Here is a 25,816-nt window from a genome sequence, read left to right as displayed (position 1 = left end):
CCCCGCCCCGGGGAGACAATGAAGCGATGGGCGAGCCGATGGACCGAGACGCGCTGGCCGAGTTCCTGCGCCGGCGCAGGGAGGCGATCAGGCCGCAGGACGTCGGACTGCCCGAGGGCCCGCGGCGGCGCACCGCGGGCCTGCGACGAGAAGAGGTCGCGCAGCTGACGGGCATGTCGGTGGACTACTACGGCCGGCTCGAACAGGCCCGCGGCCCGCAGCCGTCACCGCAGATGCTGCGGGCGCTGGCTCGCGCCCTGCGCCTCACCGACGACGAACGGGACCACCTCTACCGCCTGGCGGGTCACGCCGTACCGGACCGGGGCGGGCTCTCGACACATGTGCGTCCCGCGCTGCTGTTCGTCCTGGACCGCATGCGCGACGCCGCCGCGTTCGTGTGCACCGACACCGGGATCATGCTGGCGCAGAACGCCATGGCCAAACTTCTGATGGGCGACCTCACCACCGCCGAGACCACGGTGGAGGCCAGCATGATCTGGCAGTGGTTCATCGATCCTGTTGTGCGCGAACAGTTCCCGGACGTCGAGCACGACCAGCACAGCCGCATCATGGTGGCCGACCTGCGCGCGGCGTGGGCCCGGCGACGCACCGAAGCCGATATGCGCGAACTCGTCGACGGCCTGCTGGCGCGCAGCCCCGAGTTCGCCGAACTGTGGTCGCGTCACGAGGTGGCCGTGCGGCGCCTGCAGCGCAAGACCTTTTCGACGCACGTCGGACCCATCACGCTGGACTGTGAGGTCCTGGCCGCCGCGGACGGCCAGCAGCTCGTCGTGCTCACGCCGCCCGCCGGATCCTCGGCGGCCGACGATCTGCGCCTGCTCACCGTGATCGGCGACCAGGCCCTCGGCTGATCAGCTGGCCTGTTCGGCGGGCTTGGCAGGCGGCGGGGTGGGCAGCACCGCGTACAGGTCGCGCTCGAGTTCCTGACGCACCTGCTCGGTGCGGCCGTCGGCGGTGGTGATCCCGAACGCGTCGACCACCGACGAGCCCAGCGTGGTCACCTTGGCCCACGCGATGTCGACGCCGTCGCGTTCGAACACCGCGGTGAGCCGCGCGAGCAGACCAGCGCGGTCGATCGTGCGGATCTGCACGATCAGCTCACCGGGATTGCTGCCGTCGGCCCACAGCAGGCGCGGCGGTGCGGGCACGTGGTTGGCAGGCACCGCGGCGAGGATCTCCCCCGCACGCGTGGTCGGATACTGTGCGGCCTCGCGCTCACGTCGCTCCAGCGAGCCGATCACGTCCAGATCGCCGTCGAGTGCCAGCACGAACTGCTGGCGCAGCAGATCGGCCGCGGGCGGCGAACCGAAGTGCGGGGACACCACGAACGTGTTGATCGCCGAACCCTCGTGGCTGTTCACCGACGCCGAATGCACCCGCAGCGAGTTGAGCGCCAGCACGCCTGCGGCCTTCGACAGCAGGCCCCGGCGGTCGGGCGCGATCATCGTGACGTTGAAGATGTGCTGACCGTCGCCCGGCGTGAGTTCGACGTGCACCCCGACGTCCGCGGCGATCTCGAGGAACCGCGGGTCGATGGGATCCGGGTGCGGCAGCGGTTCACCGGCCATCACCAGCCGGCAGCGGCGCACCAGATCCCCGATCAGCGACGCCTTCCAGTCGCCCCACACACCCGGTCCGGTGGCCAGCGAATCGGCCTCGGCGAGCACGTCGAGCAGTTCCAGCACCACCATGTCGCCGCCCAGCGCGTCGACGACCGCGGCGATGGTCTTGGGGTCCTGCAGATCCCGCCGGGTTGCCGTCTCCGGCAGCAGCAGGTGGTAGCGCACGAGCTTGGACAGCACGTCGATGTCCGACGGCCACAGCCCCAGCCGCGTGCCGATCTGCGTGGCCAGCTCGGCGCCGATGACGCTGTGGTCGCCGCCGCGGCCCTTGCCGATGTCGTGACACAGCGCGCCGAGCAGCAGCAGATCGGGCCGCGACACCCGGGTGGTGAAAGCACTTGCCCGCGAAACTGTTTCGACCAGATGCCGGTCGACGGTCCAGATGTGCACCACATCTCGCGGCGGCAGGTCGCGCACGGCACCCCATTCGGGGAAGAGCCTGCCCCACAGGCCCGTGCGGTCCAGCGCCTCGATGGTCGCCACCGCCGCGGGGCCCGCGGCCAGCAGCACCAGCAGATCCTTGAGCGCCTGGCTCGGCCACGGCGTGCGCAGTTCCGGTGCGGTCTCGGCCAGGCGGCTCAGCGTGGACACCGCGATGGGAAGACCCGTGGTGGCCGAGGCCGCCGCGACCCGCAGCACCAGGCCGGGGTCGCGTTCGGGCCGCGCGTCGCGCGCGAGGATCACCTCGCCGGCGAACTCGATGACGCCCTCGTCGAGCGGTCGGCGCACGGGGCGACGCAACGCGGCGAATCCGCGGCGCGGCAACGCGTTGGCCGCCGTACGGATCCCCGAATCGACGTAGTAGCTGACGGTGCGGGCCGCGTCCGAGAGCATGCGCGCCAGGTCGAACCGGTCGCCGATGCGCAGTGCCGCACCGATCTCGTCGGCGTGCTGCGCCAGCAGGAGTTCACGGCCGCGCCCGGACACGCGGTGAAGTTCGGTGCGCACGTTGAGCAGTGCCAGGTGCGCACCGCCGAGCGTTCCGGTGGGCGAGGCCAGTGCGCGGCTGGGGTACACGTCGGCGAGTTGCGCGATCGCGAGCGCGTTGAGCAGCTGGACGTCGCGCAGTCCGCCACGCCCCGACTTGAGGTCGGGCTCGGCGCGGTGCGCGATCTGGCCGCTGCGCTGCCAGCGCGCCTGCGCGTGTTCGACGAGTTCCTCGAAACGCGACGCGATCCCGATGCGCCACTGCCTGCGGGCACCGCCCACCAGAAGCGACGACAGGTCCGCGTCACCCGCGATGTGGCGCACGTCGAGCATCGCCAGGCCCACCGAGATGTCCTCGCCGGCGACCTTGAGCGCCTCAGGCACCGTCCTGACGCTGTGATCGAGGCGAATGTTGGCGTCCCACAACGGATACCACAGCTTCTCGGCCACCTCGGTGACGACGTCCACGGGCATGTTGTCGTGCAGCAGCATCAGATCGAGGTCTGAGTACGGCAGCATCTCGCCGCGCCCCAGACCGCCGGTCGCGACGATCGCGAAGCCGCTGTCGGCGGTGATGCCGAGTTCGGTTGCCTTTGTGGTGAGCCAGAATTCGTAGAGATCGAGCAGCGCGTCACGCAGCGCGGCCGAATCCAGTTGCCGCGGACCACCGGTGAGCAGCTGACTGACCGCCGCAGCCAGGTCATTGGCCGGCCGTGACGAACCCGCCGGAGCCCCCTTGTGAGAGGCTCCGGCGGATTGTGTTTTGTGTTCTGTCATTTCGTCTTCCTCCCCCGGCCATTACCTAAGAACGCTCACACGGTGCCGGCCGGGAGCGGTCGACTGTGGTCGAGACCGCTCCGCGCCCTACAGGGCGTCGGCTCCCCGCTCCCCGGTGCGAACACGGACCACGGTTTCCACCGGGCTCACCCACACCTTGCCGTCACCGATCTTCCCGGTGCGCGCAGCCTGGACGATGACGTCGACGACCTTGTCGACGGCGGAGTCGTCGACGACGACCTCCACCCGGACCTTGGGCACGAAGTCCACCGAGTACTCGGCACCGCGGTACACCTCAGTATGGCCCTTCTGGCGCCCGTAGCCCTGAACCTCGCTGACGGTCATGCCCAAGATGCCCGTCTGCTCCAGGCCCGTCTTGACATCTTCCAGCGTGAACGGCTTGACGATCGCAGTAATCAGCTTCATAGATTCCATCCCTTCCAGGGCAATTGTTCCCGATCAGGCGAGCTCGTAAGCCGTTTCCGCATGCTCGGTCTCATCGATACCGGTGGCCTCATCTTCATCTGTCACACGCCAGCCCATCGGCTTGAGGGCCAACGCAATGATGGCAGTCATGACGGCGGTGAATACGGTTGCCACGACGGCGATCACGATCTGGACGACCAGCTGCTGGATGCCGCCGCCGTAGAACAGGCCGGTCTCCGTGGCGAACAGGCCGATGGCGACGGTGCCCCACAGGCCCGCAACCAGGTGCACGCCAACGACATCGAGCGAATCGTCGTAGCCGAACTTGTATTTCAGGCTGATCGCGAGTGCCGACAGCGCACCGGCGATCGCGCCGAGGATCAGCGAGCCGACCGGGCTCAGGGCACCACAGGCCGGCGTGATGGCGACGAGGCCGGCGACGATACCGGAGGCCGCACCGACGCTGGTCGGGTGACCGTCACGGATGCGCTCCACCAGCAGCCAGCCCAGCATCGCGGCCGCGGTCGCGGCGGTGGTGTTGACCCAGACCAGGCCGGAGACCGCATCGGCAGCGCCCTCGGAGCCGACGTTGAAGCCGAACCAGCCGAACCACAGCAGCGCGGCGCCGAGCATGACCCACGGGATGTTGTGCGGACGGAAGGCCATCTTGCCGAAGTTGCGGCGGCGTCCGACGATGATCGCGAGCACGAGGGCCGCCATACCGGCGTTGATGTGCACCACGGTGCCACCGGCGAAGTCGATCGGCGCGACGGTGGCCGAGACGGATCCGTCATCGCCTTCGGTGGTACCGAACAGCCACGACGCGAAGCCACGCTCGTTGTCGGACAGCAGGCCGCCGCCCCAAACCATGTGCGCCAGCGGGAAATACACCAGGGTGACCCACAGGCCCGAGAACACCAGCCAGGTGCCGAACTTGACGCGCTCGGCCAGCGCACCGCTGATCAGCGCGACGGTGATCACCGCGAACGTCAGCTGGAAGCCCACCCACACGATCGCGGGGACGGTGCCGAAGCCGCCGATCACCGACAGCTCGGTGCCGTCGATCTCACGCGTCTCGAGCAGCTGGCTCAGGCCGAACAGCGAGAACGGGTTGTCGAAGATACCCGCGATGTCGCTGCCACCGGTGTGGCCGGACGAGAACGACATCGAGTAGCCCCACAGTACGTAGATAACGCTGACGACGCCCAGGGCTCCAAAAGACATCATCATCATGTTCAGTACGGATTTCTGCCGAGAAAGTCCGCCGTAGAAGAACGCCAGGCCCGGCGTCATCAGCAACACCAGCGCGGCGCTCGCGAGCACCCACGCCGTATCGCCGCTGTCGAATGCGGCGAACGATTCGTCAGGTAGGGCTAAGACCACTTTGTGTGAACCTCCTTGGGAAGTGCGCCGACGGATCGGCCTCCCGATGAGATTCTGTTGCCGGCGTTTCGCCGGTGCTGCCGTTGCGTTTCCGGAAAGTGAACGCAATCCCGATCACTGTTACGCTCATGTTTCCCGCCGACAAAGCACAGGTCGTAGCACAGCGAACGCCGGCTGTAACGCCCCGCAAACACTCCCGCTGCGGCGCCGCGATCCCGCCTTCAGACCGGGGCGCAGCGCTACCCCAGCAGTGCGTCGACGAACGCGCCCGGCTCGAACGGCGCCAGATCGTCGGGCCCCTCACCCAGACCGACGAGTTTGACCGGCACCCCGAGTTCCTGCTGCACGCGGAACACGATGCCGCCCTTGGCCGTCCCGTCCAGCTTGGTCAGCACCACACCGGTGATGTCGACGACCTCGGCGAAGACCTTCGCCTGCGGCAGGCTGTTCTGGCCGATGGTCGCGTCGAGCACCAGCAGCACCTCGTCGACCGCGGCGCGCTTCTCGACCACGCGCTTGACCTTGCCCAGTTCGTCCATCAGACCGGTCTTGGTGTGCAACCGGCCCGCGGTGTCGACGACGACCACGTCGGCGCCCGCGGAGATGCCGTGGTCGACCGCGTCGAACGCGACCGACGCCGGGTCGGCGCCCTCGGGTCCGCGGACCACCTCGGCGCCCACGCGCGAGCCCCACGTCTGCAACTGGTCGGCGGCCGCGGCGCGGAACGTGTCGGCGGCGCCGAGCACGACGCGCCGTCCGTCGGCCACCAGCACGCGTGCGAGCTTGCCGACCGTGGTGGTCTTGCCGGTGCCGTTGACGCCGACGACCAGCAGCACCGACGGCTTGTCGGCGTGCGGCAGCGCGCGGATCGAGCGGTCGAGTTCGGGCCTCAGCTCGGCCATCAGGACCTCGCGCAGCACGGCGCGCGCGTCGGCCTCGGTGCGCACGTTCTTGGCCGCCATCTCGGTGCGCAGGGCCCCGATGACCGATTCGGTCACCACGGGTCCGAGGTCGGCGATCAGCAGGGTGTCCTCGACCTCCTCCCAGGACTCCTCGTCGAGGTCGCCGCCGCCGAGCAGGCCGAGCATGCTGCGGCCCAGCGCGTTCTGCGACTTGGCGAGCCTGCCGCGCAGCCGGCCCAGACGGCCCTCTGCGGGCGCGATCTCCTCGATCGCCGACGGTGTCGCCTCGGGAGCCGCAGGCGGCGCCTCGACCGGCGCGGTCTCGGTGACCGGTGGTGTCACCTCGGGGGCAGCTTCGACGACCGGTTCGGGTTCGGTGACGGGCTCGGCCGTGGTCTCCGGGGCGGGCTCGGGTGCCGGCTCGGGTGCCGGCTCCGGGGCGGGCTCGGCAGCAGGCTCAGGCGGCGCGGGAGCCTCGGGAGGCGCGGCGACGGAATCCCGCGCAGGCGGGGCCTCGGGCTCGACGGCCGGTTCGGGCAGCTGGACGTCGGCGATGGGCCGCTTGGGCGCATCGCGCGGGATCGTGGCGTCGTCGCCCACCGCGGGCAGACCCGTGGTGTCGATCCGCTCGGCCGGCGGCGCCGTGCCGCCCTGGCTGAAGGTGATGCCCGAGGACGCCGTATAGCCGCCCGAGCGGTCGATCGTCTTCTTGGGCTCGGGAGCCGAGAGCTTGATCTTGCGACGCCGATACCGGACCAAACCGACGACGATCGCAACGACGAGCAGTACGGCAACGACCGCGATCGCGACCCACAGACCTATCAAGGCACCTTCTGTCACCGGGCCATTGTCTCAGCCGCGCGGGGTGGTGCCGACCGGCCGGGGGGTCGGCCGGGGCTCAGCTGGGGTTGGAGACCAGCTCCTGGCCGCGCATGCGCTGCGAGATCACGGTCGTGATGCCGTCTCCGCGCATCGTGACGCCGTAGAGCGCGTCGGCGATCTCCATGGTCGGCTTCTGATGCGTGATCACGATCAGCTGCGACTTTTCCCGCAGCTGTTCGAACAGGCTGATGAGCCTGCGCAGGTTGACGTCGTCGAGCGCGGCCTCGACCTCGTCCATGACGTAGAACGGTGACGGGCGCGCGCGGAAGATCGCGACCAGCATCGCCACCGCGGTGAGCGACTTCTCGCCGCCGGACAGCAACGAGAGGCGTTTGATCTTCTTGCCCGGCGGCCGGGCCTCGACCTCGATGCCCGTGGTCAGCATGTCGCTCGGGTCGGTCAGCAGCAGCCTGCCCTCGCCGCCCGGGAACAACGTGGCGAACACCTGCTCGAACTCACGCTCGACGTCGGCGTACGCCTCGGTGAACACCTGCAGGATGCGGTTGTCGACGTCGGCGATCACGTCGAGCAGGTCGGCACGGGCGGCCTTGACGTCCTCGAGCTGCGTGGACAGGAAGTTGTAGCGCTCCTCCAGCGCCGCGAACTCCTCGAGCGCGAGCGGGTTGACGCGGCCCAGCTCGGCCAGTTCACGCTCGGCGCGCTTGGCGCGGCGTTCCTGTGTCGCGCGGTCGAACGGCATCGGCGCGGGCGCGGTCACCTGTTCGCCGCGCTCCTTGGCCTGCTCGTACTCGGCCATCTCCAGCTCGCTGGGCGGCAGCGCCACCTGCGGACCGTATTCGGCCACCAGGTCGCCGGCCGACATGCCGAACTGTTCGAGCACCTGGGCCTCGAGCTGCTCGATCCGCAGCTGGGCCTGGGCCTTGGCCATCTCGTCGCGGTGCAGGGCGTCGGTGAGCGTGTTGATCCGGTTGTTGAGCGCGGTGACCTCCTCGCGGATCTCACCGAGCGCGTTCACCCGCAGCTGCCGTTCGGTGGCGAGTTCGTCGCGGCTGCGCGCCGCAGCGGCCACCACCGCACTCAGTTTCCCGGCGATCTGACGCCCGCACTCCGACACCGCCGCGGCGACGCGCGCCGCGTACTCGCGGGCCTCGCGGGCGCGCTGGGCACGAACCCGCGCCTCACGTTCGGCCGCGGCCGCGCGGCGCAGCGAATCCGCCCGCCCGCGAACGGCATTCGCGCGTTCCTCGGCCGTGCGGACGGCCAGGCGGGCCTCCACCTCGACCGCGCGGGCGGCCTCGGCGGCCGCGACGGTCTCCTGCCGGTCGACGGGCTCGATGTCGAACATCGGCGTCTGCTCGGCGTTGGACAGCCGCGACTCGAGCTCGCGCAGCTCCTCGACGGTCTTGGTGCGTCCGGCCTCGAGCTCGTCGCGCTGCTTGATCAGGCGCTGCCACTCCTGGTGGGCGCCGCGGGCCTCCTGCCCCAGCCGGGCCAGCTGCTCGTAGATCGCCGAGATCGCGGCATCGGATTCGTTGAGCGCGGCCAGCGCCTGCTCGGCGGCGTCCTGGCGCGCGGACTGTTCGGCCAGCGCGCCCGACAGCGCCGCGCCGAGCTCGCTGGTCTGCCGTTCGGCCTGCTCCAGTTCGGCGCGCGCCTTGTCGATCTCGGATGCGATCTCCAGCGTGCTGGGTTTGCGGTCCGATCCGCCGCTGACCCAGCCCGGACCGACGAGATCACCCTCGGTGGTCACGGCACGCAGTTCGGGGCGTGAGGACACCAGCGCCAGCCCGGCGGCCATGTCGGGGACGACGGCCACGCCGGTCAGCATCGCCGTGACCGCGCCGCGCAGGCGGTCGGGCACCGACACCAAGTCGGTCGCCCACGTCGCACCAGGTGGCAGGGCCGCCTGTGGTGACGAGCCGATGGCGTTCCAGTCGCCGAGGACGATCGCCGCACGGCCGCCGTCGGACTCCTTGAGCGCGGCGACCGCCGCGGCCGCCGCACCGAAGTTCTCGGCCGCCAACGCGTCGGCGGCGGCGCCGAGCACGGCCGCCACGGCCACCTCGTAACCCGGCTGCACCCTCAGAAAATCTCCGATGGACCCGAAAAGCCCTCCGCCACTGTGGTTCTTCTGCAACCACGCGGCACCGTCGCGACGGTCGAGACCCACCGACAGCGCCTCGATGCGCGCGCGCAGCGACGCGACCTGGCGTTCGGCGGCGCGTTCGGCGGCCTGCAGTTCGGCGACGCGTTCGTCGGCGAGACGCAGTGCGGCGACCGTGCGGTCGTGGTGCTCGTCGAGACCGACCTCGCCCGCGTCGAGTTCACCGACCCGGCTCTGCACGTCCTCGAACTCGGCCTGCGCGTGCTCGGCCTTGGCGGCGGCCTCCTCGATGCTGACCGAGAGCCGCAGGACGCCTTCGTCGATCGACTCGACGCGCGTGCGCATGGTGTCGACCTGGCCGGCCAGGCGTGCCAGGCCCTCGCGGCGGTCGGCCTCGGCGCGCGCGGCGGCCATGTGGGCACGCTCGGCGTCGGCCGCGATCTGCTCACGTTCGGCCAGCTCTGCACGGGCCGTCTCCAGCGCGATGCGCGCCTCGGACAGTTCGTCGAGCAGCTGCGCTTCGAGTTCGGCGACCTCCTCGGCCTCGGCCTCCAGGGCATCGGGGTCGCGGCCCGAGGACATCTCAGGTTCGGAGTCGAGCATCTGGGCGCGGTCGGTCGCGATGCGCACGGTCGCGCCGACCCGCTCGGCCAGCGCCGACGCCCGGAACCAGGTCTGCTGCGCGGCTTCGGCGCGGCGTGTCAGCTCGGCCACCGCGGCCTCGTGGGCCTGCAGTTCGACCGTGGCCGACTGCAGGCGCACGGTCAGCTCCTCGTGCTCCTTGCGCAGCGCCGTCTCGGCCTGATTGGTATTCTGGAACTCGACCTGTCTGCGCACCAGGTCGTCGGCGGCCAGCCGCAGCCGCGCGTCACGCAGGTCGGCCTGGATGGTCGCGGCCCGGCGCGCCATCTCGGCCTGGCGGCCCAGCGGTTTGAGCTGGCGGCGCAGTTCGGTGGTCAGGTCGGTGAGGCGCGCGAGGTTCGCGGCCATCGAATCGAGCTTGCGGACCGCCTTTTCCTTGCGCTTTCGGTGTTTGAGGACGCCCGCGGCCTCCTCGATGAACGCGCGGCGGTCCTCGGGGCGCGACTCGAGGATCTCCGAGAGCTTGCCCTGGCCCACGATGACGTGCATCTCGCGGCCGATACCCGAATCGCTCAGCAGTTCCTGGACGTCCATCAACCGGCAGCTGGCGCCGTTGATCTCGTACTCGCCCGCCCCGTCGCGGAACATCCGTCGGGTGATCGACACCTCGGAGTACTCGATCGGCAGCGCGTTGTCGGAGTTGTCGATGGTCAGCGTCACCTCGGCGCGGCCGAGCGGGGCACGCGACGACGTGCCCGCGAAGATGACGTCCTCCATCTTGCCGCCGCGCAACGTCTTGGCGCCCTGCTCCCCCATCACCCAGGTGAGCGCGTCGACGACGTTGGATTTTCCGGAACCGTTGGGGCCGACGACGCAGGTGATACCGGGTTCGAAGCGCAGAGTCGTCGGCGAGGCAAAGGATTTGAAGCCCTTGAGCGTCAGACTCTTGAGGTGCACGACGCCTTACCCTACCGCCGCGTCGGCTACCTTTCGCTGAACCCCGTCATCGTGGCGTCGGGTTCGGCCCAATCGGCGATCACCTTGTCCACCGACCCGGGGGTTTCGCCGCTCCGCAGCAGCTCAAGCAGCTTCTCACAGGCCTCACGAGACCCTTGCGCCACAACATGCACACGACCGTCGGGCCGGTTCGAGGCAAACCCCGTCAGCCCGAGTTCCAGCGCACGCGCCCGGGTCCACCAGCGGAACCCCACGCCCTGCACGCGCCCGTGCACCCAGGCGCTCAGACGCGCCTCGTCGCGGCGAGGCCCCGGCCCGGTCATTTCGGCAGGACGGTGTCGGCCACCGAGAACGTGACCTCCGTGCCCGACTTGAGCGTGCGCCCCACGGTGCACACCTGGTCGACGGCGCGTTCGACGACCGTGAGCACGCGCTTGACGTCGGCCTCCGACAGACCGGACAGATCGATCTCGAGCTTCTCCTCAAGGTGCGGGTAGACCTCGCGTTCGCGGTCGGCCGCACCCGACACGCGGATGGTGGCCGGGTAATCCTCACCGAGCCTGCGACTCAGCGGCTGGTCGCTCGCCATCCCGGTGCACGCGGCCAGTGCGATCTTCATGAGCTCGCCCGGCGTGAACACGCCTTCGACATCCTCGTTGCCCACGAGCACCTCGGCGCCCCGCGAACTGCGGCCGGTGTAGCGGCGCACACCCGTACGCTCAACCCAGAGATCGGTCATGCGCTATTTCTACACGCCGCGCCGAGCGGGTATTCCCGCAGTGTTTCAGCCCGATTGTCGGCCGCCCCGGCCGGCCGTGCTGGGGATAGACTGGCGTACCGCCTTCCGCTGAGGAGCACAGTGACTTACCCGCCGAGCAATCCGCCCGCATCGCCGCCGCCGGGACCCGACGGTCCCTGGCAGCAGCCGCCGCAGGCCTACCCGCAGTACGGCGACGCACAGCAGGGCTACCAGCCGGGTTCCGCACCGGGCGCGCAGCCTGCTTACGGGGCCCCGCAGTACGACCCCCAGGCCTACGGATATCCGCAGCAGCCCGCGTACGGACAGCAGCAGTACGGGCAACCGCAATACGGGCAGCCCCAGTACGGGCAGCCCCAGTACGGGCAGCAGCCGTACGGGTACGGCCCGCAGGGGTATCCGCAACCGCAGCCGCCCTCAAGCAACAAAAAGGGCCTCATCATCGGCGGCGCCATCGCGGCCGTGGTCGTCCTGGTGGCGATCATCGCGCTCGTCGTCGTCCTGCTGGTGCCCTCGCAGTCCAGCGACCAGAAGGCCATTCAGCAGCTGCTCAAGGACGTCGGATCCACGAGCAACTTCTCGACCGCGCTGGACAACTACTTCTGTGCGGGCGATCAGGCCCTGTTCGACATGTCGGCGCTCGAAGAACTCGGCATCGACCCCTCACTGATCGACAGCCCGCCGATGGAGACGCCGGACGCGAACGCCACGATCGGCGACATCACCGTCGACGGCGACAAGGCCACCGCGAAGATCGAGAGCCGAGGCAGTACGGGCACAATGCATTTCCGCAAGGAGAGCGGCGAATGGAAGGTGTGCATGTCCGATTCGCCGACGCTGTCGAACTTCCCGGGCTTCAACTGATCGGCTGCCACCGACCTGTCAGACCCGAGGCACCCGCGGACGCGGCTGACATCTCGGGCAGTAGAACGACGAGCGGTTCATGAACTTCTCGCGGCGCATGATCGCACCGCACCGCCGGCACGGCTCACCCTCGCGGCCGTAGGCGTCCAACGACCGGTCGAAGTACCCGGACTCACCGTTGACGTTGACGTACAACGAATCGAACGACGTGCCGCCCTGTCCGAGGGCATCGGTCATGACCTCGGCCGCGGCGTCGAGCAGTTCGGCGAGACGGCGGCGCAGCAGGGCCGCGGCGATGCGCGCCCCGTTGATCTTCGTGCGCCACAGGGCCTCGTCGGCGTAGATGTTGCCGATGCCGGACACCACGGTCTGGTCCAGCAGTTGACGTTTGATCTCGGAGTGCTTGCCCCGCAACACCGTGACGACACGGTCGCGATCGAAGAGCGGATCGAGGGGGTCACGCGCGATGTGCGCCACCGGCTCCGGCACATCGGTGCCGTCGACCGTGACCATCTCGGTCAATTGCCACCCGCCGAACGTGCGCTGATCGACGAAGCTCAGTGCGGTCCCGTCGTCGAGCACCGCCGCGATGCGCAGGTGCCGCGTGTCACGGATCGGGCCGAGCAGCATCTGCCCGCTCATCCCGAGATGCACCACCAACGCCGCGGAGTCATCGAGGGTGAGCCACAGGTACTTTCCGCGCCTGCCGGTGCCGGTGATCCGCACGTCGAGCAGTCGTGCGGTGAGATCCGCCGGGCCGGCCTCGTGGCGACGCACCGCCCGCGGATGGTGCACGCGCACACCGGTGATCGTCTTTCCCGTCACATGCTCGGCCAGCCCGCGGCGGACGACCTCGACCTCGGGAAGCTCAGGCATCGGCGATCACGACTCGTCGAGCGTCTTGTAGGCGCTCGCGGCGGCCTTGAGTTCGGCCTCTTTCTTGGTCCGGCCCACACCGTGGCCGTACTCGGCCTCGCCGATCACCACGGTGGCCGAGAACTCCTTGTCGTGATCGGGCCCGGTCGAGGTCACCACGTACGCCGGTGCGCCGAGACCGCGCGCCGCGGTGAGTTCCTGCAGACTGCTCTTCCAGTCCAGGCCCGCACCGAGGGTGGGCGCGGTGTCGAGGAGCTCGCCGAACAGGCGCAGGATGACCTCGCGGACAACGGTCAGGCCGTGTTCGAGATAGATTGCACCCAAGAGGGATTCGACACCGTCGGCGAGAATGCTCGACTTGTCGGCGCCGCCGGAGTTCTCCTCGCCCTTGCCGAGGAACAGATGCGCACCGAGGCCCTCGTCGGTGAGCCCGCGGCCGACGTCGGCGAGCGCCTGGGTGTTGACGATGCTGGCTCGCAGCTTCGCGAGATCACCCTCGGCACGGTCGGGATGGCGGTGGTACAGCTCTTCGGTGATGGTCAGGCCGAGCACGGCGTCGCCGAGGAATTCCAGGCGCTCGTTGGTCGGCAGGCCGCCGTTCTCATACGAATAGCTGCGGTGGGTCAGGGCGATCGTCAACAACTCGGCAGGCAGTGCCACACCCAGCGCCTCCAACAGCGCTGCATGCGAATCGGTCACGCATCTCCCCCGGCTCTGTCCCTGTCCTTCGAATCGTCCTGCAGCATGCCTGCGAGCTTGGCCCACCGCGGATCGATCTTCTCGTGACCGTGGCCCGGTTCGGCCGTGGCCAGCGGGATGCCACAGTCCGGGCACAGTCCGGGGCAGTCCGGTTGGCACAGCGGCGCGAACGGAAGGGACATACCGACCGCGTCGACGATCGGCTGTTCCAGGTCGACGGTGTCGGGTCGACCGCTCGCGCCGACCCGGGCGATCTCGTCGGACTCCGACGTCTCGTCGGTGGTGCTGTCGGGGTAGGCGTACAACTCGGTGAGGTCGATCTCGACGTCGCCGCTGATCGCGGTCAGGCACCGCGCACACTCACCCTCGGTGTGCGCCGAGACCGTCCCGGTCACCAGTACGCCCTCGGAAACCGATTCCAGCCGCAGATCGAGGTCGAGTTCAGCGCCCGGTCGAATCGCGATGAGATCCAAGCCGATTCGTGCGGGGCTGGGCACGGTCTCGCGGTGCGTCAACATCGACCCGGGCCGCCTGCCCAGACGTGAGACATCGAGCACCAGCGGCGATCGTGACTCGCGGTGCTTCGCCGCGTTCGCATGCGTCGCCATACCGCAATCCTACGGCGACGCCATATTCGCGCCGCGGCACGTCGCCGTCACCGCAGGTTGAGCAGATGCTCAGCGGGTCACGTAGTCGTGTGTCCCCGCGGTGGTCCGCAACTGGTGACGTCCGCGGCCGACCGACCGCAGGGTCCCGTTGAGAAACTCCTCGAACTCGGCCAGTTTGCTGTCGACGTAGATGTCGCACTCGCCACGAAGACGGTCGGCCTCGGCGTGCGCCGCGTCGATGAGCCGCGTGGCCTCTGCGTTGGCGGTCGCCACGATCTCGGTCTGCGACACCAGGCGCTGCTGCTCCTTGATGCCCTCCTGGATCGCCTTCTCGTACGAGATGTTGCCGTTCTCGATGAGCCGGTCGGCCTCGGCCTTGGCGCGGCCGGTGCTGGCCTCGTACTCGCGCTTGGCTGCCGCCGCGAGGCGGGCCGCTTCCTCGCGCGCCTCGGTGACCATCCGCTCGCTGTGCTGACGCGCCTCGGCGACCATGCGGTCTGCCTGGGCTTTTGCATCGGCCAGCAGGCGGTCGGCCTCGGCACGGGCATGGCTGAGCACGCTGTCGGCCTCGGCGTTGGCACCCGAGATCACCGATTCGGAGTGCTCCTTGGCCTCGCGCAGCAGCGAGTCGCGGGCATCGAGCACGTCCTGTGCGTCGTCGAGTTCACCGGGAATGGCGTCCTTGATGTCGTCGATGAGTTCGAGCACATCCCCGCGAGGGACGACGCAGCCGGCGGTCATCGGCACACCGCGCGCTTCTTCGACGATCGCGCCGAGCTCGTCGAGCGCTTCAAAAACTCGGTACACGGCAACATCCTCCAGGCTTAGTTGTTAGTGACTAGTGTGCCTGGTGTTACGCCTGTGACTGTGGAGCATGATCGGTGTGTCGCTCATGTGGCGTTGCCGGACGCCAGGTCACCACGTCAGCGCTACTTCAGGGCCGAGCCGATCAGGTCCCGCGCCCGGTCGAGCATCGAGGCGAACGGACCGACGGCGAAGTTCAGCGACGCCGACTCCACGCCCGCATGCGGACGCGTCGGCGCGATCGCCTCCGCGGCCTGCACGGCCTTGGTCATCCGCTCGAGCTCCTGCGCGTCGAGTTCGCGGGAGAGCTTGACGAACTCCTCGGCCTCCTCGTGGGCGGCGTGATCGAGCACGGCCTCGCGGAACTTCTCCAGTTCGGTGATGAACTCCGCCGAGCCGATGTCGAGCTTCTCGAGCTCGGACAGTTGCTGCTTGGCCTTGTGTTCCTCTTCGAGGCGCGCGTCGACGATCTTGTCGCCGCCGTCGACCGCGGCGCGCGCCCTCGGGTGCACCACCATCTCCTCGGCGGTCTCGTGCACCGCCAGCAGCTGGCGCAGTTCGACGAAAGCGGTCTGCCTGGCGTCGTCGCCGGACGCCGAGAGCACCTCTTCGAAGAGGTCCTTGATCAGGTTGTGCTGATCGGTGAGAAACCTGACGACGTCGTCGGTCGACTGCACGAACGTCTTGGGCTTTGAATCGGCCACGGTGAATCCTCCGAGGGGGTGTTCAGGAATGGGCGCAATGGGCTGTGTGCGCCGCCCGTGGACTACCCCCTACCGGCCGGGTTCAACCGTTGAGCTTCTCCTGCAGTCTGCGGTTCACCGGCGACGGCAGCAGCGCCGACACGTCGCCACCGAGGGACGCGACCTCCTTGGCCAGCGACGACGACACGAACGAGTACTGCGGTGTCGTCGCGACGAAGAACGTGTCGACGCCTGCGACGTGCTTGTTCATCTGCGCCATCTGCAGTTCGTACTCGAAGTCGGTGCCGGTGCGCAGACCCTTGACGATCGCGGTCAGGCCGCGCGACTTCACGAAGTCGACCACCAGCCCCTGTCCCGATTCGACCCGCAGATTCGGCAGATGGGTCGTGGACTCCTCGATCATCGCGATGCGCTCGTCGAGGTCGAACATGCCCTTCTTGTTGGGGTTCACCAGAACCGCCACCACGACCTCGTCGAACTGCGCCGAGGCACGCTCGAAGACGTCGATGTGACCGAGGGTCACCGGGTCGAAGGAACCGGGGCATACCGCGCCGCTCATGGGTGACGACGGTACAGGGCGACGCTCAGCCGACCTCCGCGAGTTCGACGCGCGTGTCGCCGTAGCGGCGCGCACTCAACGCCGTCCAGCCGTCGGGCCAGGTCACGAGGTCGCTGTTGAAGCGCCGTTCGACCATGACGACCGTGCCCGCGCGCACCCATCCACCGTCGGCCAGCGCCACCACCAGCGCGTCGACGGTGCGTGCGTCGACGTCGTACGGCGGGTCCGCCAGCACCAGGTCCACGGGGCGCGTGGTACCCGCGGCCAGCACCGATTCGGCGGTGCCGCGTCGCACGGTGGCACCCGCGACGTCGAGTGCCGCGATGTTTTTGGCGATCACCGCGGCCGCACGCTGATCGGACTCGACGAACAACGCCGAGCTCGCGCCACGCGAAATCGCCTCCAGCCCAAGGGCGCCCGATCCGGCGTACAGATCGAGCACGGCCAGACCAGCGAAGTCCAGACGCGCGGCCAGGGCGTTGAACACCGCCTCGCGCACCCGGTCGGAGGTGGGCCGGGTACCGCTCTTGGGCACCTCGATGCGTCGGCCACCCAGAAAGCCCGCGATGATCCGGGTCAGCTGACCACCACCAGCAGATCGCCGCCCTCGACCTGGGCGGTCGCCGCGACCGCGACGCGCGCGACGGTGCCTGCCTTGGGCGCGGTGATGGCGGCCTCCATCTTCATCGCCTCGATCGTCGCGATGGTTTGTCCCGCGTCCACCGAGTCACCTTCTGCGACACCGACGGTCACCACACCGGCGAAGGGCGCGGCGATGTGGTCGGCATTGTTGCGGTCGGCCTTTTCGGCGGCGGGCACCTCGCTGGCGATGCTGCGGTCGCGCACGAGAACCGGGCGCAGCTGACCGTTGATGATGCACATCACGGTGCGCATGCCGCGCTCGTCGGCCTCCGAGATCGCCTCAAGCCCGATCAGCAGTTCCACGCCACGTTCGAGTTGCACGCGGTGCTCCTCGCCGTAGCGCAGCCCGTAGAAGAACTGGTTCGCGCTGAGGGATGAGGTGTCGCCGTAGGTTTCGCGGTGCGCCTCGAACTCGGCGGTGGGCCCGGGGAAAAGCAGGCGGTTCAACGCGGCCTGCCGCTTGGGCCCGGGCTGGGCGAGCAACGCCTCGTCGTCGGCGGTCAGCTTCTCGACCGGCCGGGCCGGTCCGCGGCCCTGGAGCGCCTTGGTGCGCAACGGTTCCGGCCATCCGCCCGGCGGATCCCCGAGTTCACCGCGCAGGAAGCCGATCACGCTGTCGGGGATGTCGTACTTCGCGGGATCCTCGGCGAACTCCTCGGCGGTGATGCCCGCACCCACGAGCGCCAGCGCCAGGTCCCCGACCACCTTCGACGACGGGGTCACCTTCACGAGCCGTCCCAGAACCCGGTCGGCCGCAGCGTAATTGGCCTCGATCTCCTCGAACCGGTCGCCGAGGCCCAACGCGATGGCCTGCTGACGCAGGTTGCTCAACTGCCCACCGGGAATCTCGTGGGTGTAGACGCGGCCGGTTGGCCCGGGCAGCCCGGACTCGAACGGCGCGTAGACCTTTCTCACCGCCTCCCAGTAGGGCTCAAGGTCGCACACCGCACGCAGGTCCAGGCCCGTGTCGTACTGGGTGTGCGCGGCCGCCGCGACGATCGAGCTCAGCGCGGGCTGGCTCGTGGTCCCGGCCATCGGCGCCGAGGCGCCGTCCACCGCGTCCGCGCCGGCCGACCACGCCGCGAGGTACGTCGCGAGCTGACCGCCCGGGGTGTCGTGGGTGTGCACGTGCACGGGCAGATCGAACCGGCTGCGCAACGCGCTCACGAGCGTGTGGGCGGCCGGGGCGCGCAGCAGACCGGCCATGTCCTTGATCGCCAGCACGTGGGCGCCGGCCTCGACGATCTGCTCGGCCAGCTTCAGGTAGTAGTCGAGCGTGTAGAGGTTCTCCGCGGGATCGCTGAGGTCGCCCGTGTAGCACATCGCGACTTCGGCGATGGTCGAACCGGTTTCCCGCACCGCGTCGATCGCGGGCCGCATCGACTCGACGTTGTTGAGCGCGTCGAAGATCCGGAAGATGTCGATACCGGTCGCCGCGGCCTCCTCGACGAACGCCGAGGTGACCAGTTCCGGGTACGGCGTGTAGCCCACGGTGTTGCGTCCCCGCAGCAGCATCTGCAGGCAGATGTTGGGCACGCTCTCGCGCAGCGCCGCCAGCCGCTCCCACGGGTCTTCCTTCAGGAAGCGAAGGGCCACATCGTAGGTCGCGCCGCCCCAGCACTCGATCGACAGCAACTGCGGCATGGAGCGTGCGACGTACGGCGCCACCATCAGCAGACCGGTGGTGCGCACACGCGTGGCCAGCAGCGACTGGTGCGCGTCGCGGAACGTCGTGTCGGTGACGCCGACGGCCTTGGATTCGCGCAGCCAGCCCGCGAAACCCTCGGGCCCCAGTTCCACGAGGCGCTGTTTGGATCCCGCGGGCGGCGGCGCCTGCAGATCCAGCGGCGGCAGCTTGTCCTGCGGGTAAACCGTCGAAGGCCGTTCGCCGTGCGGCTTGTTGACCGTGATGTCGGCCAGGTAGTTGAGGATCCTGGTGCCGCGGTCGGCAGGAGACCGCGAGGTCAATAGATGCGGCCGGTCGTCGATGAACGACGTCGTCACCCGTCCGGCGCGGAAGTCCGGATCGTCGATGACCGCCTGCAGGAACGGGATGTTGGTCGACACACCGCGGATGCGGAACTCCGCCAGGGCGCGGCGCGCGCGCGAGGCCGCGGCCGAGAAGTCGCGTCCCCGGCACGTCAGCTTGACCAGCATGGAGTCGAAGTGCGCCGAGATCTCCGCACCCAGGTTGGTGCCGCCGTCGAGGCGGATGCCCGCGCCGCCCGGCGAGCGGTACGCGGTGATGCGGCCGGTGTCGGGTCGGAAGCCGTTGGCCGGGTCCTCGGTGGTGATGCGGCACTGCATGGCCGCGCCACGCACCACGAGCCGGTCCTGGGACAGACCGAGATCGGCGAGCGTCTCGCCCGCGGCGATGCGCAACTGCGAGGACACCAGGTCCACGTCGGTGATCTCCTCGGTCACCGTGTGCTCCACCTGGATTCGCGGATTGCACTCGATGAACACGTGATGGCCGCGCTCGTCGAGCAGGAACTCGACGGTGCCCGCGCACGAGTACCCGATCTGGCGCGCGAAGGCCACGGCGTCGGCGCAGATCTGTTGGCGCAGTTCGTCACTCAGGTTGGGCGCGGGCGCCAGCTCGACGACCTTCTGATGCCTGCGCTGCACGCTGCAGTCACGCTCGAACAGGTGCATGACGTTGCCCGCGCCGTCGGCGAGGATCTGCACCTCGATGTGACGCGGGTTGAGCACGGCCTGCTCCAGGTACACCGACGCGTCGCCGAACGCCGACTCGGCCTCCCGCGAGGCCGCCTCGATCGCCTCGGCCAGGGACTCGCGGTCGGTGACGCGGCGCATGCCGCGCCCGCCGCCACCCGAGACCGCCTTGACGAACAGCGGGAACTCCATGTCGGCGGCAGCGGCCATCAACTCGTCCACCGACGACGACGGCTCCGACGAACTCAGCACGGGAAGGCCCGCGGCGCGCGCCGCGGCGATCGCGCGTGCCTTGTTACCCGTGAGCTGCAGCACCTCGGCGGACGGTCCCACGAACGTGATACCCGCCTCGGCGCACTTGGCCGCCAGATCGGGGTTCTCCGACAGGAAGCCGTAGCCCGGGTACACCGCGTCGGCGCCCGAATGCTTGGCGACGCGGATGATCTCGTCGACCGACAGATACGCGCGGACGGGATGACCCACCTCGCCGATCTGATATGACTCGTCGGCCTTGAGCCGATGGAGCGAATTCCGGTCCTCGTACGGATACACCGCCACCGTGGCGATGCCCATCTCGTACGCAGCACGGAATGCGCGGATCGCGATTTCGCCGCGGTTGGCGACGAGCACCTTGGAGATCACGCGTAACCCTAACCGCTGTGTCTATTTCCGGATTGTCAAAGCAGTGTTGACCAGTATTCCCAGAACCGCACCAGGATCAAAAGCACAAGTGCGGTGAACCACAGCGCCACCAGGGACCATCGCCACTGGTGGACGATGTTGCCGGGACCCGCGTCCGCGTCGCCGGCCCGCGCGCGCAGCGCGATGACGGCCGTAACCACGGCCAGCGGGATCGTCACGGCCCACACCACCATGCAGTAGGGGCACAGGGCCCCGATGCGGTACAGGCTCTGGAAGATCAGCCAGTGCACGAACACCGCTCCCAGCGCGGTGCCCGTCGCGAGCCCGGCCCAGTACCAGCGCGGCAGACGCACCCCGGCGACCGCGAGCACGCCCGTCACCAGGACGACCGAGAAGGCCACGATGCCGATCAGCGGGTTCGGGAATCCGAACAGCGACGCCTGCCAGGTGACCATCACCGAACCGCACGACAGCACCGGGTTGATGCTGCACGACGGCACGTAGTCGGGATTGATCAGCAGTTCGATCTTCTCGACCGTCAGCGTCAGTGACGCCGCGAGGCCCAGCACACCGGCGATCAGCACCCACACCGCGCTCGGCTTTCCGACGACGAGGCCTCCGGGGCCCTCGGCCACCGACCGGTCGGTGTCGGATGCTGCGACGGTCATCAGAGCCCCGGAACCTCGCCGACGATCTCCTTGACCTTGGCGACCAGTGCGTCGGGCGTGGTCGGGCTGTAATCCTCGCCGTTGATCCGGATGGTCGGCGTCGCGTTGATCCCGGTCGCCGCGGCCATCCCCTTGACCATTTCGACGTAGCGGCCGTTGTTGATGCAGTCGGCCACCTTGCCCGCGGCGCCGGCCTGGCGGGCCAGTTCGATCAGGCGTGCGTTGTCGGGATAGATGCCGCTGTTCTCCTGCGGCTGCAGTTCGGGTGTGTACAGCGCGGTGTGGAAACGACGGAACGCGTCCGTGGACTCGTCGGCCACGCAGTACCCGGCGCCGCCGGCGCGCGACGAGTAGCCGTTGCCGGCCCGGTCGAGGATGCCCACCATGTAGTAGTCCGCCGCGATCGCGCCGGAGTCGATCAGCTTGGAGATGGTGGGCCCGAAGCTGCGCTCGAAGTTGCCGCACGCGGGGCACAGGAAGTCTTCGTAGAGGCCGAGCACGACCTTCGGGTCGCTCGATCCCTCGTCGGTGACCACGTCGCTCGACGCGACGCGGATGGCCTTGCCCGCGCCCGCATCGGGATTCTTCTCGCCGTTCATGACGATGTAGAGCACCAGTGCGACGGCGAACAGCACCACGACCGCGGTCAGGCCGATCTGCACCAGCAGATTGCGCTTGCGGTCGGCGGCTTTCAGGTCGTACTTGGCGGTCTTCTTGGGTTTGGCCACGCGACAAGCGTACCGGCGCGTATGAGAGGACCCTCAGACGTGCCTGAGATGTGCCCGCAGCGCCGAGATCATCGCGGTCGTCGCGGCGGCGCCGCCGCCTCCGAGCGGGAAGAAGTTCGCGAACGCGTGGATCATCGAGCGCTCTTCACGCAGGTCGACCAGAACACCCGCGTCGCGCATCGCGGCCGCGTAGCGATTGCCCTCGTCACGCAGCGGATCGAAGCCCGCGGTGACCACCAGCGCGGGCGGCAGCCCCGACAGGTCCTCGGCCAGCAGAGGCGACACCGCGGGATCCTCGGGGGTGACGTCGGCGCCGTCGAGGTAGTGGCCCGCGAACCAGTCCATGTCCTGTCTGTTCAGGAAGTACCCGTCGGAGAACAGCGTGCGTGAGCGGGTCTCGCTGACCCAGTCGGTGATCGGGTACAGCAGCACCTGCAGGGCGGGCAGTGGCAGCTCGTCGTCGCGGGCCCACTGCGACACCACCGCGGCCAGGTTGCCGCCCGCGCTGTCGCCCGCGACCACGATGCGGGACGCGCCGAGACCCCCGGCGTGTTCGAGTGCCCACTGATAGGCCGCGTAGGCGTCCTCGGCAGCCGCGGGCGCCTTGTGCTCGGGGGCCAGACGGTAGTCGACCGAGACCACCTGGACATCACCGTCGCGGCAGATGAGGCGGCACAGGTTGTCGTGGACCTCCAGATCACCTATGACGAACCCGCCGCCATGGAAGTACAGGACGAGCGCGCTCGCCGATCCGCGCTCGACCGGCACATAGCGGCGCGCGGCAAGCGGTCCGGCCGGTCCGGGTATCGAGATGTCGCTGACGTCGACGTGGATGGGCATCCGCATCATCGCCGCGGTCTCCCGCAACTTGGCACGCGAGACCGCCACGCCGTGCTCAGGGTCGTAGTCGGCGACCAGTCCGGGCAACCCCGCCAATCGCTGGGTGGTGAGCATGAACTGCATCGTGGTGTCCAGGGTGTTGCCGTCGACCGTGACCGAACGTCCGCCCAGCAGAAGGTGTTTACGCCGGTCGGACATGCGCGGGATCGCGGCGAGGCCGAGTCGCGTCGCGTGCGCGAGCAGCACGTCCCTGATGGTTTCCTCCGAATCCCGGGGCGCGTCCGGAGACTGCGGGCCCACCGACTGATCGACTGGCAGACTTTCAACCATGGCAGCTTCCTCTGTGAGTCCTCGCATCACGCTCAACGACGGTAATTCCATCCCACAGGTCGGGCTCGGCGTTTGGCAGACCCCCGCCGAAGACACCGAACGCGCCGTCGCCGCGGCCCTGCAGGCCGGGTACCGCCACATCGACACCGCGGCCGCGTACCGTAACGAGACCGAGACCGGTCGCGCGATCGCCAACTCCGGCGTGCCGCGCGAAGACATCTTCCTGGTCACCAAGTTGTGGAACAGCGATCAGGGCTACGACGCCACGCTGGCGGCGTTCGACGCCAGCGTGCAACGTCTCGGCGTCGACTACCTCGACCTGTACCTCATCCACTGGCCGGTGCCCGAGAACAACAAGTTCGTCGACACCTTCAAGGCTTTCGCCCACCTGCGTGACCAAGGGCGCATCCGTTCAATCGGTGTGAGCAACTTCGAACCCGAGCATCTGACCACACTGATCGAAGAGACCGGCATCGTTCCCGCCGTCAACCAGATCGAACTGCATCCGCTGCTGCCCCAGCAGGAGCTTCGCGACGTGCACGCCAAGCTGGGGATCGCGACCGAGGCGTGGAGCCCGCTGGGGCAGGGATCACTTCTGGCCGACCCGGTGATCACAGGCATTGCTGAACAGCATGGGAAAACACCCGCGCAGGTGCTTATTAGGTGGCATATCCAACTCGGTAATATCGTCATTCCCAAGTCGGTAAACCCGGAACGGATTGCGAGCAATTTCGACGTGTTCGATTTCGAACTCAGCGAGCAGGACATCACGTCCATCGCTTCGCTGGAAACCGGGAAACGGTTGGGTCCCGATCCACGAACCTTCAACTTCACAGGGTAGGTGCCATGACCGCATCGCACGGGCAAGCTGCTGCGATTCCCACCGTCACGCTCAACGACGACAACACGCTCCCCGTTGTCGGCATCGGCGTCGGTGAACTGTCCGACAGCGAAGCCGAGCGATCGGTCTCGGCGGCGTTGGAGGCCGGTTACCGGCTGCTCGACACCGCCGCCGCCTACGGGAACGAGGCCGCGGTCGGCCGCGCCATCGCGGCCTCGGGCATCCCGCGTGACGAGATCTACGTGACCACCAAACTCGCCACGCCCGATCAGGGGTTCACGTCGTCGCAGGCCGCCGCGCGGGCCAGCCTTGAGCGCCTCGGCCTCGACTACGTCGACCTCTACCTGATCCACTGGCCCGGCGGTGACACCAGCAAGTACGTCGACAGCTGGGGCGGCCTGATGAAGGTCAAGGAGGACGGCATCGCGCGCTCGATCGGCGTGTGCAACTTCGGCGCCGAGGACCTCGAGACCATCGTCAGCCTGACCTACTTCACCCCCGCGGTGAACCAGATCGAGCTGCACCCGCTGCTCAACCAGGCCGCACTGCGCGAGGTCAACGCCGGCTACAACATCGTCACCGAGGCCTACGGCCCGCTCGGCGTCGGGCGGCTGCTGGACCACCCTGCCGTCACGGCCATCGCCGAGGCCCACGGCCGGACCGCCGCGCAGGTGCTGCTGCGGTGGAGCATCCAGCTGGGCAACGTCGTGATCTCACGCTCGGCCAATCCCGAGCGCATCGCCTCCAACCTGGACGTGTTCGGCTTCGAGCTCACGGCCGACGAGATGGAGACGCTGAACGGGCTCGACGACGGCACGCGTTTCCGTCCCGACCCCGCCACCTACACCGGTAGCTGAGTTCTTCTCGCGTCTGCTCGGCATCGGATATCAGAACCTGGCGGCCTGGTGGTGCACGGCTCGGGTGACCCGCTCGGTGTCGCCGGTGGCGAGCAGGTCGAGCAGCGCGCCGCGCAGGAGCGCCAACGCGAGCGTGCGCTGCACCGCGCCGTCCTCGGTGTCCCTGTGCCCTTCTGGCTGACATCTCGCCAGCAGGCCCATCCAGTCGTCGACGGTCGCTCGGGCGAAGCCCGCCCACGCTCCGTCCGATTCGATTAGTGAACGGCCGTAGGCCTCGACCCACAACTTCAGCAGCGGTCGATGCTGTTCTGCGGCAAGCCAATTCCAGATTTCCGTGACCGCGACGCCGAGGCTCAGGGGTTCTGCGCTCGCGGCGCCGTGGAGGCGGTCGAGCACCGCGAGTTCGTCGGCGCGCGCCCGTGCGACCAGCGCGCGCACGAGTCCGTCCTTGCTGCCGAAGAGGTAGAGCAGCACCCGCGGGCTGGACCCGATCGCCGACGCCAACGGGCGCAACGACATGTCGGCGAGGCCGTGGCTCAGCGCATACCGGTACGCGGCTTCGAGCAGTTCGGTCTGCCGGGCCGAAGGGGTTGCCTCGCGTGCGGTCACGGCGCTAGCCTAGCTCCACTGAAACGAGTGTGTCAGTGACTTCGGGACGGGGGTTCGCCATGTCACTGCAAGTGGAGCAGGCCCAGATCGTCGTACGCCGCGCCGATCGTCCGGGAGATCTCGGCTGGGTCGTGATGGCCCACGGCGAGATCTACCACCGGCAATTCGGCTGGAACACCGATTTCGAGGCCCTCGTGGCCCGGATCGTCGCCGACTACGCCGCAGCACACGATCCGGCGCGCGAGGCAGGCTGGATCGCCGAGGTCGACGGCCAGCGCGCGGGCTGCATCTTCTGCGTGGCCGGCGACGAACCCGACCTGGCAAAGCTGCGCATCCTGCTGGTCACTCCGCAGGCACGCGGACTCGGCCTCGGTCGGAGCCTGGTCGACGAGTGCCTGCGCTTCGCGCGTACCGCGGGCTACCGCAAGGTCGGCCTGTGGACCAACGACGTGCTCACCTCGGCCCGAAAGATCTATCAGGCAGCGGGATTCCGGCTCGTTGAGCAGGAACGCCATCACAGCTTCGGCCACGACCTCACGGGCCAGAACTGGGTGCTGGATCTGTAGCG

The 25,816-nt window shown here is 68.7% G+C and carries 24 protein-coding genes; 5 read left to right on the top strand and 19 right to left on the bottom strand.

Annotated features, from left to right (window positions below; all coding sequences use genetic code 11):
* Window positions 1-38 precede the first annotated feature (38 nt).
* Window positions 39-872 (top strand): helix-turn-helix transcriptional regulator, encoded by an 834-nt coding sequence (locus AT701_RS12265; RefSeq protein ID WP_014877382.1) that lies wholly within the window; start codon window positions 39-41, stop codon window positions 870-872.
* On the opposite strand, the gene AT701_RS12260 is transcribed toward AT701_RS12265, so the two are convergent.
* From AT701_RS12260 to AT701_RS12230, 7 genes are all read right to left on the bottom strand, one after another.
* Window positions 873-3,347: a [protein-PII] uridylyltransferase gene (locus AT701_RS12260; RefSeq protein ID WP_058125902.1), complete on the bottom strand. Its 2,475-nt coding sequence runs from the start codon at window positions 3,345-3,347 to the stop codon at window positions 873-875.
* A gap of 87 nt (window positions 3,348-3,434) precedes the next feature.
* Window positions 3,435-3,773: a P-II family nitrogen regulator gene (locus AT701_RS12255; protein WP_003893792.1), complete on the bottom strand. Its 339-nt coding sequence runs from the start codon at window positions 3,771-3,773 to the stop codon at window positions 3,435-3,437.
* Window positions 3,774-3,806: 33 nt separating this feature from the next.
* Window positions 3,807-5,156: an ammonium transporter gene (locus tag AT701_RS12250; protein ID WP_003893791.1), complete on the bottom strand. Its 1,350-nt coding sequence runs from the start codon at window positions 5,154-5,156 to the stop codon at window positions 3,807-3,809.
* A gap of 239 nt (window positions 5,157-5,395) precedes the next feature.
* Window positions 5,396-6,898: a signal recognition particle-docking protein FtsY gene (ftsY, locus tag AT701_RS12245; RefSeq protein ID WP_058125901.1), complete on the bottom strand. Its 1,503-nt coding sequence runs from the start codon at window positions 6,896-6,898 to the stop codon at window positions 5,396-5,398.
* 58 nt (window positions 6,899-6,956) lie between these two features.
* A complete protein-coding gene (gene smc, locus AT701_RS12240) occupies window positions 6,957-10,544 on the bottom strand; it encodes a chromosome segregation protein SMC (protein WP_011728333.1) in 3,588 nt (1,195 codons plus the stop codon).
* Between the two features lie 26 nt (window positions 10,545-10,570).
* Window positions 10,571-10,867 (bottom strand): acylphosphatase, encoded by a 297-nt coding sequence (locus AT701_RS12235; protein WP_036453022.1) that lies wholly within the window; start codon window positions 10,865-10,867, stop codon window positions 10,571-10,573.
* Window positions 10,864-11,283: an OsmC family protein gene (locus AT701_RS12230; RefSeq protein ID WP_003893786.1), complete on the bottom strand. Its 420-nt coding sequence runs from the start codon at window positions 11,281-11,283 to the stop codon at window positions 10,864-10,866. The genes AT701_RS12235 and AT701_RS12230 overlap by 4 nt, the downstream gene beginning before the upstream one ends.
* Window positions 11,284-11,403: 120 nt before the next feature.
* Between AT701_RS12230 and AT701_RS12225 the strand changes: the two genes are divergently transcribed.
* Entirely contained in the window at window positions 11,404-12,165 is a 762-nt protein-coding gene (locus AT701_RS12225) for an Rv0361 family membrane protein (protein ID WP_003893785.1), read from the top strand.
* Window positions 12,166-12,183: 18 nt separating this feature from the next.
* On the opposite strand, the gene mutM is transcribed toward AT701_RS12225, so the two are convergent.
* From mutM to AT701_RS12170, 11 genes are all read right to left on the bottom strand, one after another.
* Window positions 12,184-13,041 (bottom strand): bifunctional DNA-formamidopyrimidine glycosylase/DNA-(apurinic or apyrimidinic site) lyase, encoded by an 858-nt coding sequence (gene mutM, locus AT701_RS12220; RefSeq protein ID WP_058125900.1) that lies wholly within the window; start codon window positions 13,039-13,041, stop codon window positions 12,184-12,186.
* Between the two features lie 6 nt (window positions 13,042-13,047).
* Window positions 13,048-13,740: a ribonuclease III gene (gene rnc / locus AT701_RS12215; RefSeq protein WP_011728329.1), complete on the bottom strand. Its 693-nt coding sequence runs from the start codon at window positions 13,738-13,740 to the stop codon at window positions 13,048-13,050.
* The gene (locus tag AT701_RS12210) at window positions 13,737-14,348 is read right to left on the bottom strand and encodes a YceD family protein (protein WP_011728328.1); all 612 of its coding nucleotides are present in this window, start codon (window positions 14,346-14,348) and stop codon (window positions 13,737-13,739) included. The genes rnc and AT701_RS12210 overlap by 4 nt, the downstream gene beginning before the upstream one ends.
* A 69-nt stretch (window positions 14,349-14,417) precedes the next feature.
* Window positions 14,418-15,155: a cell division protein SepIVA gene (gene sepIVA, locus AT701_RS12205; protein WP_003893781.1), complete on the bottom strand. Its 738-nt coding sequence runs from the start codon at window positions 15,153-15,155 to the stop codon at window positions 14,418-14,420.
* 122 nt (window positions 15,156-15,277) lie between these two features.
* The gene (locus AT701_RS12200; RefSeq protein WP_003893780.1) at window positions 15,278-15,856 is read right to left on the bottom strand and encodes a hemerythrin domain-containing protein; all 579 of its coding nucleotides are present in this window, start codon (window positions 15,854-15,856) and stop codon (window positions 15,278-15,280) included.
* Between the two features lie 82 nt (window positions 15,857-15,938).
* Window positions 15,939-16,415: a pantetheine-phosphate adenylyltransferase gene (gene coaD, locus AT701_RS12195; RefSeq protein WP_011728327.1), complete on the bottom strand. Its 477-nt coding sequence runs from the start codon at window positions 16,413-16,415 to the stop codon at window positions 15,939-15,941.
* 25 nt (window positions 16,416-16,440) lie between these two features.
* Entirely contained in the window at window positions 16,441-16,995 is a 555-nt protein-coding gene (rsmD, locus tag AT701_RS12190; protein ID WP_029104349.1) for a 16S rRNA (guanine(966)-N(2))-methyltransferase RsmD, read from the bottom strand.
* Window positions 16,992-20,375, bottom strand: coding sequence for a pyruvate carboxylase (locus tag AT701_RS12185; RefSeq protein ID WP_011728326.1), 3,384 nt, complete (start codon window positions 20,373-20,375; stop codon window positions 16,992-16,994). Before AT701_RS12185 ends, rsmD begins: the two co-directional genes overlap by 4 nt.
* A gap of 35 nt (window positions 20,376-20,410) precedes the next feature.
* Entirely contained in the window at window positions 20,411-21,043 is a 633-nt protein-coding gene (locus AT701_RS12180; protein ID WP_011728325.1) for a vitamin K epoxide reductase family protein, read from the bottom strand.
* Window positions 21,043-21,771, bottom strand: coding sequence for a DsbA family protein (locus AT701_RS12175; RefSeq protein WP_003893775.1), 729 nt, complete (start codon window positions 21,769-21,771; stop codon window positions 21,043-21,045). Before AT701_RS12175 ends, AT701_RS12180 begins: the two co-directional genes overlap by 1 nt.
* A 33-nt stretch (window positions 21,772-21,804) precedes the next feature.
* On the bottom strand, window positions 21,805-22,941 hold the full coding sequence (locus tag AT701_RS12170) for an alpha/beta hydrolase (RefSeq protein ID WP_014877378.1): 1,137 nt from the start codon (window positions 22,939-22,941) through the stop codon (window positions 21,805-21,807).
* A gap of 13 nt (window positions 22,942-22,954) precedes the next feature.
* Between AT701_RS12170 and AT701_RS12165 the strand changes: the two genes are divergently transcribed.
* Together AT701_RS12165 and AT701_RS12160 are read left to right on the top strand one after the other, a co-directional pair.
* Window positions 22,955-23,782, top strand: a complete 828-nt coding sequence (locus AT701_RS12165; RefSeq protein WP_058125899.1) for an aldo/keto reductase — start codon at window positions 22,955-22,957, stop codon at window positions 23,780-23,782.
* Between the two features lie 5 nt (window positions 23,783-23,787).
* Window positions 23,788-24,639 carry an aldo/keto reductase gene (locus tag AT701_RS12160; RefSeq protein WP_058125898.1) on the top strand — a complete coding sequence of 284 codons (852 nt, stop codon included), beginning with the start codon at window positions 23,788-23,790 and terminating at the stop codon, window positions 24,637-24,639.
* Window positions 24,640-24,669: 30 nt separating this feature from the next.
* Here AT701_RS12160 and AT701_RS12155 read toward each other — a convergent pair whose 3' ends face one another.
* Window positions 24,670-25,248 (bottom strand): TetR/AcrR family transcriptional regulator, encoded by a 579-nt coding sequence (locus tag AT701_RS12155; protein ID WP_058125897.1) that lies wholly within the window; start codon window positions 25,246-25,248, stop codon window positions 24,670-24,672.
* Between the two features lie 59 nt (window positions 25,249-25,307).
* On the opposite strand from AT701_RS12155, the gene AT701_RS12150 reads away from it, so the two are divergent.
* A complete protein-coding gene (locus AT701_RS12150) occupies window positions 25,308-25,814 on the top strand; it encodes a GNAT family N-acetyltransferase (RefSeq protein WP_058125896.1) in 507 nt (168 codons plus the stop codon).
* The last annotated feature ends 2 nt before the right edge of the window (window positions 25,815-25,816 follow it).

Origin of the sequence: Mycolicibacterium smegmatis, from assembly GCF_001457595.1 — a bacterium.
In the GTDB taxonomy this organism is placed as follows: Bacteria; Actinomycetota; Actinomycetes; order Mycobacteriales; family Mycobacteriaceae; genus Mycobacterium; species Mycobacterium smegmatis.
The sequence above is the reverse complement of the archived record's forward strand: the minus strand, read 5'-3'. Positions and strand labels throughout refer to the sequence as shown.

Bases quoted from the DNA above. Each gene is read 5' to 3' on its own strand.
- AT701_RS12265 (WP_014877382.1), top strand. From the start codon at position 39: ATGGACCGAGACGCGCTGGCCGAGTTCCTGCGCCGGCGCAGGGAGGCG.
- AT701_RS12260 (WP_058125902.1), bottom strand. From the start codon at position 3,347: ATGACAGAACACAAAACACAATCCGCCGGAGCCTCTCACAAGGGGGCT.
- AT701_RS12255 (WP_003893792.1), bottom strand. From the start codon at position 3,773: ATGAAGCTGATTACTGCGATCGTCAAGCCGTTCACGCTGGAAGATGTC.
- AT701_RS12235 (WP_036453022.1), bottom strand. From the start codon at position 10,867: ATGACCGGGCCGGGGCCTCGCCGCGACGAGGCGCGTCTGAGCGCCTGG.
- AT701_RS12230 (WP_003893786.1), bottom strand. From the start codon at position 11,283: ATGACCGATCTCTGGGTTGAGCGTACGGGTGTGCGCCGCTACACCGGC.
- mutM (WP_058125900.1), bottom strand. From the start codon at position 13,041: ATGCCTGAGCTTCCCGAGGTCGAGGTCGTCCGCCGCGGGCTGGCCGAG.
- AT701_RS12210 (WP_011728328.1), bottom strand. From the start codon at position 14,348: ATGGCGACGCATGCGAACGCGGCGAAGCACCGCGAGTCACGATCGCCG.
- coaD (WP_011728327.1), bottom strand. From the start codon at position 16,415: ATGAGCGGCGCGGTATGCCCCGGTTCCTTCGACCCGGTGACCCTCGGT.
- AT701_RS12180 (WP_011728325.1), bottom strand. From the start codon at position 21,043: ATGACCGTCGCAGCATCCGACACCGACCGGTCGGTGGCCGAGGGCCCC.
- AT701_RS12170 (WP_014877378.1), bottom strand. From the start codon at position 22,941: ATGGTTGAAAGTCTGCCAGTCGATCAGTCGGTGGGCCCGCAGTCTCCG.
- AT701_RS12160 (WP_058125898.1), top strand. From the start codon at position 23,788: ATGACCGCATCGCACGGGCAAGCTGCTGCGATTCCCACCGTCACGCTC.
- AT701_RS12150 (WP_058125896.1), top strand. From the start codon at position 25,308: ATGTCACTGCAAGTGGAGCAGGCCCAGATCGTCGTACGCCGCGCCGAT.